This window comes from Kitasatospora sp. NPDC018619 (genome assembly GCF_044391605.1).
GTDB lineage: Bacteria > Actinomycetota > Actinomycetes > Streptomycetales > Streptomycetaceae > Kitasatospora.
The window spans coordinates 233,138-249,557 of record NZ_JBISAI010000010.1 but is presented as its reverse complement, the minus strand read 5'-3'; the positions used below and the strand labels follow the sequence as shown (position 1 = coordinate 249,557).

General features: G+C 76.6%; 7 protein-coding genes, 1 tRNA gene and 1 pseudogene. 6 read left to right on the top strand and 3 right to left on the bottom strand.

Going from position 1 to position 16,420, the window contains the following annotated elements:
• Positions 1–184: 184 nt before the first annotated feature.
• The 4 genes from ACH5AR_RS18510 to cobA all read left to right on the top strand — a co-directional run bounded on the left by ACH5AR_RS18510 (position 185) and on the right by cobA (position 7,988).
• On the top strand, positions 185–850 hold the full coding sequence (locus tag ACH5AR_RS18510; protein WP_396302476.1) for a GNAT family N-acetyltransferase: 666 nt from the start codon (positions 185–187) through the stop codon (positions 848–850).
• A 185-nt stretch (positions 851–1,035) separates the two neighbouring features.
• Entirely contained in the window at positions 1,036–2,292 is a 1,257-nt protein-coding gene (cbiE, locus tag ACH5AR_RS18505) for a precorrin-6y C5,15-methyltransferase (decarboxylating) subunit CbiE (RefSeq protein WP_396302475.1), read from the top strand.
• 482 nt (positions 2,293–2,774) lie between these two features.
• The gene (gene cobT / locus ACH5AR_RS18500; RefSeq protein ID WP_396302474.1) at positions 2,775–6,632 is read left to right on the top strand and encodes a nicotinate-nucleotide--dimethylbenzimidazole phosphoribosyltransferase; all 3,858 of its coding nucleotides are present in this window, start codon (positions 2,775–2,777) and stop codon (positions 6,630–6,632) included.
• A 108-nt stretch (positions 6,633–6,740) separates the two neighbouring features.
• Complete coding sequence (gene cobA / locus ACH5AR_RS18495) at positions 6,741–7,988, top strand: uroporphyrinogen-III C-methyltransferase (protein WP_396302473.1); 1,248 nt, start codon at positions 6,741–6,743, stop codon at positions 7,986–7,988.
• A 50-nt stretch (positions 7,989–8,038) separates the two neighbouring features.
• Here the strand turns inward: cobA and ACH5AR_RS18490 are convergent, their stop codons facing one another.
• Entirely contained in the window at positions 8,039–10,780 is a 2,742-nt protein-coding gene (locus tag ACH5AR_RS18490) for a SpoIIE family protein phosphatase (RefSeq protein ID WP_396302472.1), read from the bottom strand.
• Positions 10,781–10,869: 89 nt separating this feature from the next.
• On the opposite strand from ACH5AR_RS18490, the gene ACH5AR_RS18485 reads away from it, so the two are divergent.
• A complete protein-coding gene (locus ACH5AR_RS18485; protein WP_396302471.1) occupies positions 10,870–11,676 on the top strand; it encodes a TrmH family RNA methyltransferase in 807 nt (268 codons plus the stop codon).
• 2,289 nt (positions 11,677–13,965) lie between these two features.
• On the opposite strand, the pseudogene ACH5AR_RS18480 reads toward ACH5AR_RS18485, so the two are convergent.
• A pseudogene (locus ACH5AR_RS18480) lies at positions 13,966–15,345 on the bottom strand (serine/threonine-protein kinase); the annotation flags it as partial.
• Positions 15,346–15,752: 407 nt separating this feature from the next.
• Between ACH5AR_RS18480 and ACH5AR_RS18475 the strand changes: the two are divergent.
• Complete coding sequence (locus ACH5AR_RS18475; RefSeq protein ID WP_396302470.1) at positions 15,753–15,953, top strand: hypothetical protein; 201 nt, start codon at positions 15,753–15,755, stop codon at positions 15,951–15,953.
• 376 nt (positions 15,954–16,329) lie between these two features.
• On the opposite strand, the gene ACH5AR_RS18470 is transcribed toward ACH5AR_RS18475, so the two are convergent.
• Positions 16,330–16,401, bottom strand: a tRNA-Val gene (locus ACH5AR_RS18470).
• Between the last annotated feature and the right edge of the window lie 19 nt (positions 16,402–16,420).

Sequence of the window (16,420 nt, the reverse complement as noted above, 5' to 3'; positions counted from 1 at the left end):
GACGTCCCGATCCCGACCGGGCCCCCGCCGCACCTCGGCGGGGGCCCGGTCGGGCAGTATGCAGCAGGGACACTCCGACCGGCCGCCTCCTGACGTACCGTCGTGCGGGCGGCGCACCGGGTGGCGTCCGGGGCACGCCGGAGGCGTACGGTGTTGTGTTCACGACCCGGCGAGGAGAGACGGCATGGCAGCGAGCTTCCCCGAGACCGCCATCAGCACCGAACGGCTGCTGCTGCGCCCCCTGGCGGAGGACGACGCCCCCGGCCTGGCCACGATGATGGCCGACGACCTCGTCCGGGCCTGGACGGACCTGCCGCACCCCTTCACCGAGGAGTACGCGGCCGAGCTCGTCCGCACCGTCGCCCCCGCCCACCGGGCCGCCGGGCGCGGCATCGTCTTCGCCGTCACCGAGCACCTGACCCAGCGCCTGGTCGGCCTGGTCGAGCTGCGCAACACCGACTGGCGGCTGCGCAGCACCGAGGTCTCCTACGTCACCGCCGTCTGGGCGCGCGGCGAGGGCTACGCCCCGGAGGCCGTCCTCGGCGTCGCCCAGTGGCTGTTCGAGGACCGCGGCTTCCTGCGCCTGGAGCTGCGCACCGCCGCCGGGAACACCGCCGCCCAGCAGGTCGCCCAGAAGATCGGCGCCATCAGCGAGGGCGTGCTGCGCAGCGCCTGGATAGTGCGCGGGGAGTCCGCGGAGCACGTCGTGGGGGCGCCCCGCGGCCACCGGGCCGGGGAGGAGAGCCGCAGCGACCTCCTCCTGTGGAGCCTGCTCCCGGAGGACCTGGAGGCGCCCGAGCCGCAGCCCGTCGGCCGGTCCGGCGGCCACCGCCGCGTGCTGCGCGACTGAGCCGCGCCCCGGCCGCGGGGCCGCCCGCGGGGGAGCGGGCCGCCGCTCGCCGCGCCGTCCGTTCACCCGGCGCGGACATGTGTGCGAGATGTCGGGTTCCGGAGGACCGCACCCGGTAGCCTCTGGACCGGCGCCGCGCGGCGGCGGATCGAGTGGCGCACCGAGTCGAGGGAGAACGGCCGCAGATGGCTGACCGGATCACGGTCATCGGGTGGGACGGCACACCGCTGACCGAGGCCGCCGGCGCGGCCCTGGCCGCGGCGACCCTGGTGGCCGGCGCCCCCTACCAACTGAGCGCCCTCCCGGTGCCGGAGTCCGCCGAGCGGATCACCCTCGGCAACGTCCGGCAGGCCGCCCGCCGGATCGCCGAGCACCGCGGCGCGGCCGTCGTGGTCGCCGAGGGCGACCCGGGGTTCTTCGGGGTGGTGCGCACCCTGCGCCGCCCCGAGTACGGCCTCGAACTGGAGGTGCTGCCCGCCGTCTCCTCGGTGGCCACCGCCTTCGCCCGGGCCGGCATGCCCTGGGAGGACGCCCAGGTGGTCAGCGCGCACGGCGGACGGCTGCGCCGCGCGGCCAACATCTGCCGGGCCCACCCCAAGGTCGCGGTGCTCACCGCGCCGGGCGCCGGGCCCTCCGAACTCGCCCTGATGCTGCGCGGGGTGCACCGGACCTTCGTGGTCTGCGAGGCCCTCGGCACCCCCGACGAGGACGTCACCGTCCTGACCTCCGACCGGATCGCCGACCACGTCTGGCGCGACCCCAACGTGGTGCTGGTGATCGGCGGCGGCGCCCGGTCCGCGGCGGTGGACGAGGCGGCCGGCTGGCTCGCCGGGCGCCCGGTCGGCTACCCCGGCGCGGACCGCGGCTGGGCGCTCCCCGGCGACGCGTACACGGGCGCCGGGCGCACGGAAGACGAACCGGGCGCGCCCGACGTGCTCCCCGCCCACGTACGCGCCCTGGTACTGGCCCGGCTGGGCGCACGCCCCGGGGACCTGGTCTGGTCGGTCGGCGCCGGCAGCGGCGCCCTCGCCGTGGAGGCGGCCCGGTTCGGCGCCGCCGTGGTCGCCGTCGAGGGCTCCCGCTCGGCCTGCGCCCGACTGGCCGTCAACGCCCGCCGCTACGGCGTCGAGGTGGAGGCCGTGTACGGCAGCGGCCCCGAGGTGCTGGGCGGCCTGCCGGAGCCGGACGCCGCGGTGGTGGAGTCCGGCGGCCTCGACGTGGTGCGCGCGGTGCTGGCCCGGCGGCCCGAGCGCTTCGTCGCCCTGCCCGGGACCCTCGCCGAGGCGGAGGACGTCCACCGGGCGATCGCCGGGGCCGGCTACCGCGCGGACGGCGCGCTGCTCCAGGCGACGCCGCTGCGGCCGGTCGGCGAGGGCGGGGGGCTGGCGCCGGGGGCGGGCGCGACCGGCGTGCTGGTGCTCTGGGGTGAGCAGATCGTGTGAAGGCCGTGGGCGCGGGCCGGGGCCGTCCGGTGGCGCCGACGGTGATCCAGGTCGCATCCGGACACCGATTCGAGAGGTGACCGCGCGCTGCCGGTAGTGTGACGTCTGGACGGCCGAACCGGTCGGCGGCCCACCCGATTCGGTCGGTTTGTCGCCTTTTTGACGCGGTGCAATCCGATTCCGCTCGAAGTGTGGGCAATTCGACGGGCCTCGTGCCGGACCTGGAGAATGACGTAGGGTCCGGGGCGGTCGTGCCGGTTGCTCTGGGTTGTCGTTGTTTCAGACGATGTGCCGCCCCGTGCGGGCGGTGCGCCGGACCGGGGTGCCGCAGCGCGCCGGATGGACTTGGGCCGCAGCGCCACGGCGCGGCGGCCGCGTGTGGTTAGGGGCGGGTCGGTGCTGGTTCGGCCCGTGCGGATGGGCGCTGCGATCGGTGATCGTGTCGCCGAGGGCGCGGCAGCGGCCTGGAAGGAGCTTTGACAATGACCGATGGCGGCCACGTCCCGGGCGAGGGACAGCCGGAGCACCTGCACGCCGGGCCGGACGCGCTCGGCGGACCGGAGGGCGTCGCGGGCGTTGCACCCCTCCAGGGCGTCGCGACGGCCGGCGGTGCGATCCCCGGTCCGGCGGCTCCGCTCGGCGGTGTCCCCGGCGCGGTACCCCCGGGCGCGGGCGTCATCCCGCCACAGGGGCAGCACGGCTACGGCGTCCCCGGCGGGCCCCACTCCGGCCACCCCGGCGACGGCTGGGCGGTCGACCAGGGCGCCCCGCGCCCGGCCTTCCACTTCCTCGACCAGCCCGACACGCCCGACGGCCTGGACGACGATGACGACGTGCTGCTGATGCCCGGGCCGCAGGGCTCCTGGGGCGAGCCCCTGGCGACCGTCCCGGCCGAGCAGCCGCCGCTCGCGCCGCAGCCGGACGGCACGCCGGTCGAGCCGTCCTGGCCGCCGGTGGACCCGCCGGTGCTCGGCGCCGAGCACGCCGTCCCGCAGCAGGCCGCCCCGGTGCCGCCGCAGCAGCCGACGGCCCAGGCCCAGCAGCCGCGCCGGCCGCTGCACGCCGGGCCGCCGATCCCGGACCCGTCGCTGATGACCGGCCAGGTGCCGGTCCGTTCGCTCGCCGACCGCGGCCCCTCGCAGGGCGGCACGCCCGCGCACGGCATCCCGGTGGTCGGCCGTCCGCCGATGGCCGAGGCCGCCGCGCCGGCCCCGGCCGCGGTGCCGCAGGTCCAGCCGCCGGTGCCGGCCGTTCCGGTCGTGGACGGGCAGCAGCCGCAGGCGCACGACTTCCAGCAGGCCCAGCAGGTGCCGTTGGGCGTGCCGCCGGTCGAGGCCGGGCCGGCCGTCGAGACGGTCGGGGCCATCGAGGTGGTCGAGGTGGTCGAGACCCCGGAGGCCGTCCAGGCCGCCCCCGTCCAGACCGTGCCCGAGGTGGCGCCGCAGGGCGTCGAGGCCGCGGTGGAGTCCGTCGAGGCGGCCCCGCAGGCCGTCGAGGTCGCGCCCGCCCCGCCGGAGGCCGAGGCGGTCGGCGCTCCCGTCGCCGAGGCCCTCGCTGCTCCGGCCGCCGCCGAGGGCGCCGCCGCGCCCGCCGAGCAGCCCGGGGCCGCGGCCCCGGCCGGGCAGCCGCGCCGGATCTCCGCCTTCCTGGCCGCGCCCACCCCGCACGGCCTGCCCAAGGTCGGGGCCGCCGCGCCGGCCCCGGCCGTCGAGGAGGCCGCCCCGCAGCAGCCCGCGCCGATAGCGGCCCCCGACGCGCCGCAGGCCGTCCCGGTCGCCGAGGCCGTCCAGCCCGCCGCCGCGGTCGAGGCCGCTCAGCCCGTCGAGGCGGCGCCGGTCGTCGAGGCCGCGCCGGTCGTCGAAGCCGCGCAGGTCGTCGAAGCCGCCGAGGCGGCGCCGCAGGCCGTCGCGGAGCCGGTCGCCGAGCCGGCCGCCGAGCCGGTCGCGGAGACCGCCGCGGGCACCGGTGAGATGCCCTCCGGCCAGGCTGTCACCGAGCCCGCCGCCGAGCCCGCTGCCAAGCCCGTCGCCGAAGGGGAGCAGCCGCAGGCCGAGGCCACGCCCGAGACTCCCGCCGAGCCGGTCGCGGACCAGGCCGTGGAGGCGCCCCTCGCCGCCGTCGCCGCCGAGACCGCCCCCGGAACGGCCCCCGAGCCGGAGGCGCAGCCCGCCGAGGCCGCGGAGCCCGCCGAGGGCACTGAGGGCGCCGTCGAGCAGCCCGGCACCGCCGCGGAGGCGGCCGAGGCCCAGGCCGGGGCCGCCGCCGAGCCCGCCCCGCCCGCCGAGGGCGCCGTCGAGGCCGAGCCCGCCGTCGAGGCCGAGCCCGTCCGGGAGCCGGGCGCCGAGGCCCCGGCCGCCGTCGAGCAGCCCGCCGCCGGGACCCCCGAAGGCGCCGCTGCCCCCGAGCCCGTCGAGCCCGCGGCGACCCCGGAGGCCCCCGAGGCCGCCGTAGCCGCCGAGGCCCCCGACGCGCCGCAGGACGCCGAGGCCGCCCTGGCCCCCGAGGCCGCGCAGACCCCCGGGGAGCAGCCCGCCGTCGAGGAGGCGCAGCCGGAGCCGCAGCCCGAGGAGCCCGCCGAGCCGCGCGGCCCGGCCGCCCCCGGCTACGACGAGGCCGGCCGCGAGGCCGTCCACCAGGTGATCCGCGAGCGCCGCGACATCCGCAACGGCTTCCGCCCGGACCCGATCCCGCACGAGGTGCTGATCCGCGTCCTGGAGGCCGCCCACACCGCGCCCAGCGTCGGCTACTCGCAGCCCTGGGACTTCGTGGTGATCCGCTCGGGCAAGACCCGCAAGCGGATGCACGCCCTGGCCGAGCGCCAGCGCGAGGCGTACGCGGACTCGCTGCCCAAGGGCCGGGCCAAGCAGTTCAAGGAAATCAAGATCGAGGCGATCCTCGACACCCCGGTCAACATCGTGGTGACCGCCGACCGCACCCGCGGCGGCCGGCACACCCTGGGCCGGCACACCCAGCCGCAGATGGCCCCGTACTCGGCCGCGCTGGCCGTCGAGAACCTCTGGCTGGCCGCCCGCGCCGAGGGCCTGGGCGTCGGCTGGGTGAGCTTCTTCGACGACGAGGAGCTGGTCCGCGAGCTCGGCCTGCCCGAGCACCTGGAGGTCGTCGCCTACCTGTGCGTCGGCTACGTCGACGAGTTCCCGGACGAGCCCGAGCTGGAGCAGCAGGGCTGGGCGAAGAAGCGCCCGCTGTCCTGGGTCGTCCACGAGGAGCAGTACGGCAACCGCGCGCTGCCCGGCGAGGAGCCGCAGAGCCTGCTCGCCGAGACCCTGCGCGGCATCCGCCCGCTGGACGCCAAGGCGCTCGGCGAGGCCTGGGACCGGCAGAAGCGGATGACCAAGCCGGCCGGCTCGCTCGGCATGCTGGAGATCATCTCGGCCCAGCTGTGCGGCCTGTCCCGCAAGTGCCCGCCGCCGATCCCGGAGCCCGCCTGCGTGGCGGTCTTCGCCGGGGACCACGGCGTGCACGCCCAGGGCGTCAGCCCCTGGCCGCAGGAGGTGACCGCCCAGATGGTCGGCAACTTCCTGGCCGGGGGAGCGGTGATCAACTCCTTCGCCAAGCAGATCGGCACCGAGGTCTGCGTGGTCGACGTCGGCGTCGCCGCCGACCTGCCGCAGGCCGTCCAGCAGGGCCGCGCGACCGGCCTGCTGCCCCGCAAGGTCCGCCCCGGCACCGCCGACATGACCCAGGGCCCGGCGATGACCCGCGAGGAGGCCCTCAAGGCCGTCGAGGTCGGCATCGAGACCGCCCGCGACCTGGTCGCGGCGGGCAACAAGGCGCTGGTCACCGGTGACATGGGGATCGCCAACACCACCGCCTCGGCGGCCCTGATCTCGGTGTTCACCGGCCTCGACCCGGCCGAGGTCACCGGCCGCGGCACCGGCATCGACGACGAGACCCACGCCCGCAAGATCGAGGTCATCCGCGCCGCGCTGGCCCTGCACCAGCCCGACCCGAGCGACCCGATCGGCGTCCTCGCCGCGGTCGGCGGCCTGGAGCACGCCGCCCTGGCGGGCTTCCTGCTGGGCGCCGCCTCGCTGCGCACCCCGGTGGTCCTGGACGGCGTCATCGCCGGCTCGGCCGCGCTGGCCGCCAAGGCCATCGCCCCCGAGGTGCTGGCCGCCTGCATCGCCGGCCACCGCTCCGCCGAGCCGGGCCACCAGGCCGCGCTGGCGAAGCTCGGCCTGCGCCCGCTGATCGACCTGGACCTGCGGCTCGGCGAGGGCACCGGTGCCCTGCTGGCCCTGCCGCTGGTGCAGAGCGCGGCCCGGGCGATGCACGATGTAGCCACCTTCGACTCCGCCGGGGTCACCGAGAAGGCCTGACGCACCCCGTCACCGCTCCGCAGTCCGGCCCGAGGGCGCGCCGGACCGCGGAGCGGTGCCGTGCGTACCGTCCCCCCACCCTCACCACCCCGATCAGGAGCACCGCCGATGACCGCGCCCACCCCGCACCCGAGCACCGAGGGCCGTACCCCCTACCCGGTGGGCCTGCTGCTGGCCGGCCGCCGCGTCGTGGTGGTCGGCGGCGGCCAGGTCGCCCAGCGGCGGCTGCCCGCCCTGATCGCCTCCGGTGCCGACCTGCACCTGATATCCCCGGCGACCACCCCGGCCGTCCAGGCCATGGCCGACGCCGGCGAGCTCACCTGGCACGCCCGCCCGTACCGGGAGGGCGACCTGGCCGACACCTGGTACGCCCTGGTCGCCACCGACGACCCGGCCGTCAACGCGGCGGTCAGCGCCGAGGCCGAGCGCGAGCGGGTGTTCTGCTCCCGCAGCGACGACGCCGCCGCGGCCACCGCCTGGACCCCGGCCAGTGGCCGCGACGCGGGCGCCACCGTCGCCGTCCTCACCGGCGACCCCCGCCACTCCGCCGCCCTGCGCGACGCCATCGTGGACGGCCTGCGGGACGGCTCGCTGGCCGCCCGCCAGTACCGTGCGCACGGGGCCGGCGTGGCCCTGGTCGGCGGCGGCCCCGGCGACCCGGACCTGATCACCGTGCGCGGCCGGCGGCTGCTCGCCGACGCCGACGTGGTCGTCACCGACCGCCTCGCCCCGCGCGAGCTGCTCGCCGAACTGCCCGAGCACGTCGAGGTGATCGACGCCTCCAAGATCCCGTACGGCCGGTTCATGGCCCAGGAGGCGATCAACCGCACCCTGGTCGAGCACGCCAAGGCCGGCAAGTTCGTGGTCCGGCTCAAGGGCGGCGACCCGTACGTCTTCGGCCGCGGCGGAGAGGAGCTGCTGGCCTGCGCGGAGGCCGGCCTGCCGGTCACCGTGGTGCCCGGCATCTCCAGCTCGATCAGCGTCCCCGCGGCGGCCGGCGTCCCGGTCACCCACCGCGGCATGACCCACGAGTTCACCGTGATCTCCGGCCACGTCGGCCCGGACGACGAGCGCTCGCTCACCAACTGGGAGGCCGCCGCGAGGATGAGCGGCACCCTGGTGCTGCTGATGGCCGTGGACAAGATCGGTGCGATCGCCGCCCGGCTGGTCGAGTACGGCCGGCCGGCGGACACCCCGGTCGCGGTCGTCCAGGAGGGCACCACCGCCGCCCAGCGCCGGGTGGACGCCACCCTCGGGACCGTCGCCGCGGTGGTCGAGGCCGAGGGGGTCAAGCCCCCGGCGGTCATCGTCGTCGGCGACGTCGTCCACGTGCTGGCCGCGGCCTTCCCGGCCTAGCCCGTCGTCCGGGAGGGCCGCCGGAGCGGGAAGTCGGCCCGGCCGACTTCCTACTCCAGCGGCTGCTCCGTCCAGATGACCTTCCCGGTCGCCGTGTAGCGCGTCCCCCAGCGCTCCGCGAACTGCGCGACCAGGAACAGCCCGCGCCCGCCCTCGTCCTCGGTCGCCGCGTACCGCAGGTGCGGCGAGGTGCTGCTGCCGTCCGACACCTCGCAGATCAGCGAGCGGTCCCGCAGCAGCCGCACCCGGATCGGCGCGGAGCCGTACCGGATCGCGTTGGTCACCAGCTCGCTCAGGATCAGCTCGGTGACGAACGCGGCCTCCGCCAGGCCCCAGGCCGTCAGCCGCTCCGCCACCGCGGCCCGGACCTCGCGCACCGCCGCCGGATCGGCGGGCACGTCCCACTGCGCCACCCGGTCCGGCGCCAGCACCCTGGTCCGCGCCACCAGCAGCGCGATGTCGTCCTGCGGGTGCTCCGGCAGCAGCGCCCCGAGCACGTCCGCGCAGGTCTGCTCGGGCGTGCGCGGCGGGCCCGACAGCGCCGCCCGGAGCAGCTCCAGCCCCTCGTCGATGTCCCGCTGCCGGTCCTCCACCAGCCCGTCCGTGTACAGCACCAGCCGGCTGCCCTCGGCCAGCTCCAGCTCGGCGGTCTCGAACGGCAGCACCGCCAGCCCCAACGGCGGCCCGGTCGGCAGCTCCGGGAACACCACCCGGCCCTGCGGGTCCACCACGGCCGGCGGCGGGTGCCCGGCGGTGGCCAGCGTGCAGCGCCGCGACACCGGGTCGTAGACCGCGTACAGGCAGGTCGCCCCGGCCAGCTCGGCGCGCTCGCCGCCGGCCGCCTCGTCCTGGTCGATCCGGTTCACCAGCTCGTCCAGGTGCCCCAGCAGCTCGTCCGGCGGCAGGTCCAGGGTCGAGAAGTTGTGGATCGCCGTGCGCAGCCGGCCCATCGTCGCCGCCGCGTGCAGCCCGTGCCCCACCACGTCCCCGACCACCAGCGCCACCCGGGCGCCCGGCAGCGGGATCACGTCGAACCAGTCCCCGCCCACCCCCGCCCGGGCCGGCAGGTAGCGGTGCGCCACGTCCAGCGCCGTCTGCTCCGGCAGCCTGCGCGGCAGCAGGCTGTGCTGGAGCGTCACCGCCATGGTGTGCTCCCGGGTGTAGCGGCGGGCGTTGTCGATGCACACCGCCGCGTGCGCCACCAGCTCCTCGGCCAGCGCCAGGTCCTCCGCCTCGAACGGCTCCGCCCGCTGCGCCCGCCAGAACCGGGCGACGCCCAGCAGCGCCCCGCGCGCCCGCAGCGGCACCCGCGCCAGCGAGTGCACCCCGTACGCCAGCACCTGCGCCGACCGCTCCGGGTCCTGCGCCCGCCAGCCCTCGGCCCGCGCCAGGTCCGGCTCGATGGCCGGCTCCCCGCTGTGCAGCGTCCCGGCCAGCGGGGTCGCGGGCACCACGTCCAGCTCCGTACCGACCGGGTAGAACGGGGCGTCCTCCCGCACGCCCGTCACCGCGACCCGGCGCATCCGCCCCAGCGAGGTGCTCGGCGGCGGCTCCTCACCGGCCAGTACCTGGTCGGCCAGGTCCACCGTGACGAAGTCCGCGAACCGCGGCACCGCGACCTGGGCCAGCTCCTCCGCCGTCCGCGTCACGTCCAGCGTGCTGCCCACCGTCACCCCGGCGTCGTACAGCAGCCGCAGCCGCCGCTGCGCCCGCTCGGCCCGGCCGGACAGCGCCGCCAGCTCGGTGGAGTCGCGCAGCGTGGCGACGCGCCCGGGCTGCCCGCCCGGCTGGTCGATCAGCCGGACGTTCACCGCCAGCAGCCGCTCCCCGGACAGCACCACCTCGTCGGTCACCGGGCGCCCGGCGGTCAGCAGGTCCAGCGGCGCCCGCTCCAGGCCCAGCCCGTCCACCGGGCGGCCCTCCGCGTCCGGCGGCAGGTCCAGCAGCCGGCGTGCCTCGTCGTTGCAGAGCAGCAGCCGGCCGTCGCCGCCGAGGATCAGCACGCCCTCGCGCACCGCGTGCAGCACCGCCGCGTGGTGCTCGTACATCCTGGTCATCTCGACCGGGCCCAGTCCGTGCGTCTGGCGCCGCAGCCGGCGGCTGATCAGCGCCGTCCCGAGGGTGGCCAGCCCCACCGCGGCCGCCGCCGCGCCCAGCACCACCGGCAGCTGGCGCTCGCTGGCGCTGCTGACGTTCTTCAACGTGACGCCCGCCGAGACCAGCCCGACCACCGAGCCGTCCGGCGCGTACACCGGGACCACCGCCTGCACCAGCGGGCCGAGCGTGCCCGAGAGGTGTTCGGTCACCACCTGCCCGTGCAGGGCGGGCTCGTAGGTGCCGACGAACTTCCGGCCGATCCGCGCCGGGTTCGGGTGGGTGTAGCGGATGCCCTGGTCGTTCAGCACGACGATGAAGTCCACCCCCGCGGAGGCCCGCGCGGACTGCGCCCTCGGCTGGAGGACGGCCGTCGGGTCGGGGGAGCGCAGCGCCTCGACGATGCCCGGCGCGCTGGCGAAGGTCTGCGCCACCGCCACCGAGCGGTTGCGCGCCTCGTGGTCGGCGTCGTTGTGCGACTGCACCACCAGCGCCACCGCGGCCGCCACCACCAGGAGCAGCACGACCACGACCTGGAGCGCGAACACCTGCCCCGCCACCGACCGGTGCCACACCGACCACCGGGGCGTCACGCGCGGCAGCTGCGGCCGACCGTGTGGGCGCCCACCGGGGGAGCCGGCGGAGCCAGTGGCGCCAGAGGCCGACGGAGCCCAGGATCGGCCCGGATTTCGGGCCATACGGTCATATTTGCACTACGGCCAGCGCGCGACCACCCCGCCCCCTCCGCCGTTTGGCCATCCCCGCCCCTGCTTGGCAAGATCGCAGGGTGTCCGAACCCAGCACCGTCACCGATCCGTCCGACCCGCGCCTCGCCGACTACACCGGCCTCACCGACGTGGAGCTGCGCCGCCGCCGCGAACCCGCAGAGGGCCTCTTCATCGCGGAGGGGGAGAAGGTCATCCGCCGCGCCCTCGCCGCGGGCTACCGGATGCGGTCGATGCTGCTCACCGCCAAGTGGCTGGAGGTGATGGGCGACGTCATCGCCGAGGCCGACGCGCCCGTCCACGTGGTCGAGCCCGCGCTCGCCGAAGCCGTCACCGGCTACCACGTGCACCGCGGGGCCCTCGCCTCGATGGAGCGCAAGCCGCTCCCGGACGCCGCCGAGGTGCTCGCCGGGGCCCGCCGGGTCGCCGTGCTGGAGGGGCTGGTCGACCACACCAACCTCGGCGCCATCTTCCGCAGCGCCGCCGCCCTCGGCATGGACGCCGTCCTGCTCTCGCCCGACTGCGCGGACCCGCTCTACCGGCGCGCCGTCAAGGTCTCCATGGGCGCGGTCTTCGCCGTCCCGTACGCCCGGCTGGACCCCTGGCCGGCCGCCCTCGACACCGTCCGGGCGGCGGGCTTCACCCTGCTCGCCCTGACCCCCGCCGACACCGCCGCGGACCTCCACACCCTCGCCCCGCACAGCCTCCCCAAGGCCGCCCTGATGCTCGGTGCCGAGGGCGACGGCCTGACCGCCCGCGCCATCGCCGCCGCCCACCACCCCGTCCGCATCCCGATGGCCCACGGCATCGACTCCCTCAACGTCGGCGCCGCCGCCGCCGTAGCCTTCTACGCCGTCACCACCCCCTGATCCCCGCCCCACCGCTTCCACCAAGCGCCCGGACCCTCCCCGCAACGCCAGAAGTCGGCGGGCCCGACTTCCCCCGCACGCCGCTTCCACCAAGCGCCCGCGTCCTCCCCGCCCCACAGGCATCCGCCCCGACCCCATCCCTCGACGCGAGAAGTCTGCGTCCTCAGGTGGTGCCAGGCCTCGCCGCCGCGCGGCCGGACGCGCTCTGCGTCGGAAGTCGGCCTACCCGACTTCCCACGTGCGCCAGCCGTGCTGAGCCGCTGGTCGCCGCCCGGACCCGGGCGTGCCCTGCATGGGAAGTCGGCCCGCTCGACTTCTCGCGCACGTCGGTTTCACCGAGTGCCCGGGGTTCTCCCCGCCTCGCAGGCCTCCGCCCCTGCCCTGGCGCGACGCGAGAAGTCGGTGGGCCCGACTCCCTGTGCCCATAGATGGCGCCGAGGCCTCACCATGGGGCCCTGGCCGCCATGCGGTCCGGTCGCGCTATCTGTCGGAAGTCGGCCGGCCTGCCCGATTCTCCACGTGCGCCAGCCGTGCTGAGCCGCCGGTCGCCGCCCGGACCCAGGCGTGCCCTGCATGGGAAGTCGGCCCGCTCGACTTCCCATGCACGCCGGTTTCACCGAGTGCCCGGGGTTCTCCCCGCCTCGCAGGCCTCCGCCCCTGCCCTGGCGCGACGCGAGAAGTCGGTGGGCCCGACTTCCTGCGCACGCAGGACTGTGCCGAGTCTGCCCCGCCGGGGCCTGAGCACTGTGTGGCGCGAGCGCGCTTTGCCTGAGAGGTCGATGGGTCCGACTTCTCGCGCGCACTGGCATTGCCGAGGTGGCAGCTCATCGGCAATGCGGCCCTTCGACACGGCCCTGCGGACAGCCGCCCCTGGCCCATCCCGCGACGAGAGAAGTCGGTAGGTCCGACTTCTCTGCGTCCTCGGGTGGTGCTGGGGTCTCCCTGCTGGGCGCCTCGCCGCCGCGCGGCCCGGTCGCGCTGTGCGTGGGAAGTCGGCGGGCCCAACTTTCCACGTGCGCCAGCCGTGCTGAGCCGCTGGTCCGGCTCGGGCGTGCCCTGCATGAGAAGTCGGCCTGCTCGACTTCGTGCGCACGTCGGTTTCACCGAGTGCTCGGGCTCTCCCCGCCTCGCAGGCCTCCGCCCCTGCCCTGCCGCGACGCCAGAAGTCGGTAGGTCCGACTTCCTGCGCTGAAGGCCGCGCTGGGGGCCTGAGCCTGTGGCGTGAGCGCGCTCTGCGTGAGAAGTCGATGGTTCCGACTTCTCACGCGCACTGGCACTGCCGAGGCGGCAGTTCATCGGCTCTGCGGCGGCCCGGCGTGGCCCGATGCCGCTTCCAGTGTCCGCGCTGCGAAGCAGTCCGGACAGCTGCCCCCGGCCCATCCCGCGACGCGAGAAGTCGGTAGGCCCGACTTTCTGCGCCCCCCGCGTGGTGCCGAGGCCTCCCCGTCGGGCGCCTGGCCCCCCTACGCCCTGATCGCGCTCTGCGTGGGAAGTCGGCGGGCCCGACTTCTCGCGCGCACCGGCGTTGCCGAGGTGGGTGGCAGCTCTGCGGTGCTGCGGTGCGCTGTGTTGCCCGCGGACCCGTCGGGCATCCGCGGTGCGGGGCTTCCAGGCATCCCCTGCTGAGGCCGCCCCGCCGGGGGAGGGGACGGCCCGCGTGGTTCAGCCGATGGGGGAGGTGGGGAGGGCCGGGGCCGCGGCGGGGGGCGGGGTGGTGGCGCCGGGCCAGGACTCGTCGAGGGTGCCGTCGGAGCGGACGGTGTAGCGCGTCGAGGTGACCGCGCCGGTGGCGGCCGCGCGCTCCTCGCGGACGACGGTGCTGCCCTCCAGCCGCCAGGTGGCCGTCGCCTGCGGGTCCGCCACCGAGGTACGGGAGGTGGCGACGACCGGGGCGTCCCCGGCGAAGGTGTAGAGCTGGACGAGGTCCACCGGCGCCGACCCCTCCGTCCGCCGCAGCACGACCACCGCGGCCGGCACGCCCTTGTAGCGGGCCGGCAGCACCGCGCTCAGCGCGACCTGCGGTCCGGCTCCGACCGAGTGCCCGTTCTGCAGGTTGACGGCCGGCCCGGCCCCGTCGGGGTAGCTGCGGTTGGGCCAGTCCACGGCCGGCACCGGTGCCTGCGGGGGCGTCAGCCCGCCGTCGGCGCTCTGGCGGGCCGCCGCCGGGAGCGGCACGGTCGAGGTCGGCGGTACGACGTCCGCCGAGGTGCCCGGTACGGAGCGCTCGCCGCCGGAGGCCGTGTTGGTCACCACCGCCGTCGGCGGCCGCACGCTCCGGTTGTCCCGGTTCTCGCACCCCTGCGCCGCCGCGATGGCCAGCGCCACCCCGATGGTCACGGTGACGAAGACCACCAGCCGCTGCCGGAGCAGCCGCTGCCGCGCGGTGCCGGGCCGCCCGCCAGGAGCGGGGGTGTGCTGACGGTCCCGGGGACGCGCCCGGTCGCGCGGGTCTCGGGCGTCTCGGGCGTCTCGGGGGTCGCGGCCCCCCGGGCGCCCCGGCGGCGGGGTCTGCGGACGGTCGGGACGTTCCCGCAGCGGCCGGGTCGCCTGCGCCGACTCGGGCCGGGGCAGCGGCGCGGCCGCCCCCTGGGGGCGGCGCCCGGCGGACCCGGCGCCCTGCGCACCGGCCCGGCCCGCCGCCGCCCGGGCCCGTCCCGCGGGGTGCGGCTCGGCCGGGCGCCCCGGGCCCGGCACGCCGCCCTGACGACCGTTCCCCTGCGGCGCCGCAGCCGCAGCCGCAGCGGAAGCCGCACCCGGCCCCGACCCCTGGGCCGGACCCGGGGCCGCAGCCGCCGCACCGGCGTTCCGTCCCGGCCGCGCCCCGCGCCCCCCGCCGGGGGCCCCCGCCGCCCCGCGCGCCGCCAGCTCGCTGAGCCGCTCGTGCAGTGCGGCGGCCCCGGGCCGTTCGGCCGGCTCCTTGGCGAGGCAGGCCCGGATCAGCGGCGCGAGCTGCGGGGGGACGGCGGAGAGGTCGGGCTCCTCGTGGACGACCCGGTACAGCATCACTTCGGAGGACGCCCCGGACCCGAACGGGGTGTCCCCCGTGAGCGCGTACGCGAGGGTGGCCCCGAAGGCGAAGACGTCGGTGGCCGGGGTGACGGCGGCCCCGCGCACCTGCTCGGGCGCGAGGAAGCCGGGGGAGCCGACCGCGGTGCCGACGTGGGTGAGCGTGCTGGCGCCGCGCGACCACGCGATGCCGAAGTCGATGATCCGCGGGCCCCGCGGCGAGAGCAGGATGTTGGACGGCTTGAGGTCCCGGTGGACCACCCCCGCCTCGTGCACCTTGACCAGCCCGTCGGCCAGCGCGGCGCCGATCCGGGCCGCCTCGGGCCAGTTCAGCGGCCCCTCGTCGCCGACCCGCTTGTAGAGCGAGGGCCCGGGGACGTACGCGGTGGCCAGCCAGGGCCGTTCGGTCTCGATGTCCGAGCCGACGACGCGGGCCGTGCAGCCGCCCCGGATCCGCGAGGCGGCGGCGATCTCGCGCGCGAAGCGGGTGCGGAACTCCTGGTCCTCGGCGAGCTCGGCGCGGATCAGCTTGAGGGCGACGCGCTGCCCGCGGCGGTCGGACCCGAGGTAGACCACGCCCATGCCGCCGGCGCCCAGTCGTCGGTGCAGGCGGTACGGCCCGACGATGCGGGGGTCCTCACGCCTCAGCCGCATCATCGCCATGTCTCGTTCCCCGTCAGCCGGTGGGTGAGGCCCCGTCGGTTGGGCCATCGTCAGTTCCTGTCTGGCACAGCTTACGGACTGCCCGCTGCGGTGTGCTGATACGCAACACCCGTAGCCACCGTGCGATTGTCCGATCTTGCGCTGACCTCCAGGTCACGGGGCCGCCGAGGGCCCCCTCGGGGTTGCCCCTCAGGGTTCCCTCGGGGGTCGGATGAGACTTCCGTCCCCCTGCGGTAGTAGGCCTCAAGTCCGATCGTCATCCTCCGGGACGTCCGAGGAACAGTACGACGGCATGACGACCGGAGGACTCCCCGGCCAATAGCGTTGTGCTCAGCGGTGGACGGGGAGCTCGTCCCCCGAGGTAAGCCGTCCACCGCGCCAACTCGACCGGATCAGGAGCAGGGACCATGCCACCGCAGCTCACGGGAACCCCCCGCCGCCGTCGGCCGGCCTTCGTCCAGTCCCGGTCCGCCGAGCAGCCCACCCGGCACCCCGCCGTGGCGCTGGCCATGGCCCTGCCGTGCGCCGTGCTCCTGGTGCTGCTCTTCGGCGGGTGGGACCAGATGGCGAGCCAGGCCCGGGCCGTCGCCGATCTGATCACCCGCTGAGCGGGAGAAGGAGGACACCGGCCCCCGAGGCCGGACACAGACGGGCACCGATCCCCTGGGGACGGGGAACGGTGCCGCCGGGGAGGCCGCGGCCGTGATGACACGCGGACGGGCGAGAGAGCGGCGCGCAGAGCGCCCCGGCAGGCGGAGATGCCGCGTGCGGACGTCGGTGAGGGCGTCCGTACGCGGCTCTTCCCGTTCCCGGAAGCCCGCACGGACCCACACGGACCCACACGGACTCTTACGGACCCGCACGGACCCGGACGGGCGCGGACCAGGGCGGACGAACCCGCGCATGCCCGTCCGCACCAGCACGGACGGTACGACAAACGGCCGGGGCCGCGACCCTCACGGATCGCGGCCCCGGCCGTTACTGTGCGCGATACTGGGATTGAACCAGTGACCCCTACCGTGTCAAGGTAGTGCTCTCCCGCTGAGCTAATCGCGCCTGGTGTGGCGGTCCTGCA

What these genes read in the sequence shown, in the direction of transcription:
- cobT (WP_396302474.1), top strand. Translation starts at nt 2,775, where the DNA reads ATGACCGATGGCGGCCACGTCCCGGGCGAGGGACAGCCGGAGCACCTG.
- ACH5AR_RS18490 (WP_396302472.1), bottom strand. Translation starts at nt 10,780, where the DNA reads ATGGCCCGAAATCCGGGCCGATCCTGGGCTCCGTCGGCCTCTGGCGCC.
- cobA (WP_396302473.1), top strand. Translation starts at nt 6,741, where the DNA reads ATGACCGCGCCCACCCCGCACCCGAGCACCGAGGGCCGTACCCCCTAC.
- ACH5AR_RS18475 (WP_396302470.1), top strand. Translation starts at nt 15,753, where the DNA reads ATGCCACCGCAGCTCACGGGAACCCCCCGCCGCCGTCGGCCGGCCTTC.
- cbiE (WP_396302475.1), top strand. Translation starts at nt 1,036, where the DNA reads ATGGCTGACCGGATCACGGTCATCGGGTGGGACGGCACACCGCTGACC.
- ACH5AR_RS18510 (WP_396302476.1), top strand. Translation starts at nt 185, where the DNA reads ATGGCAGCGAGCTTCCCCGAGACCGCCATCAGCACCGAACGGCTGCTG.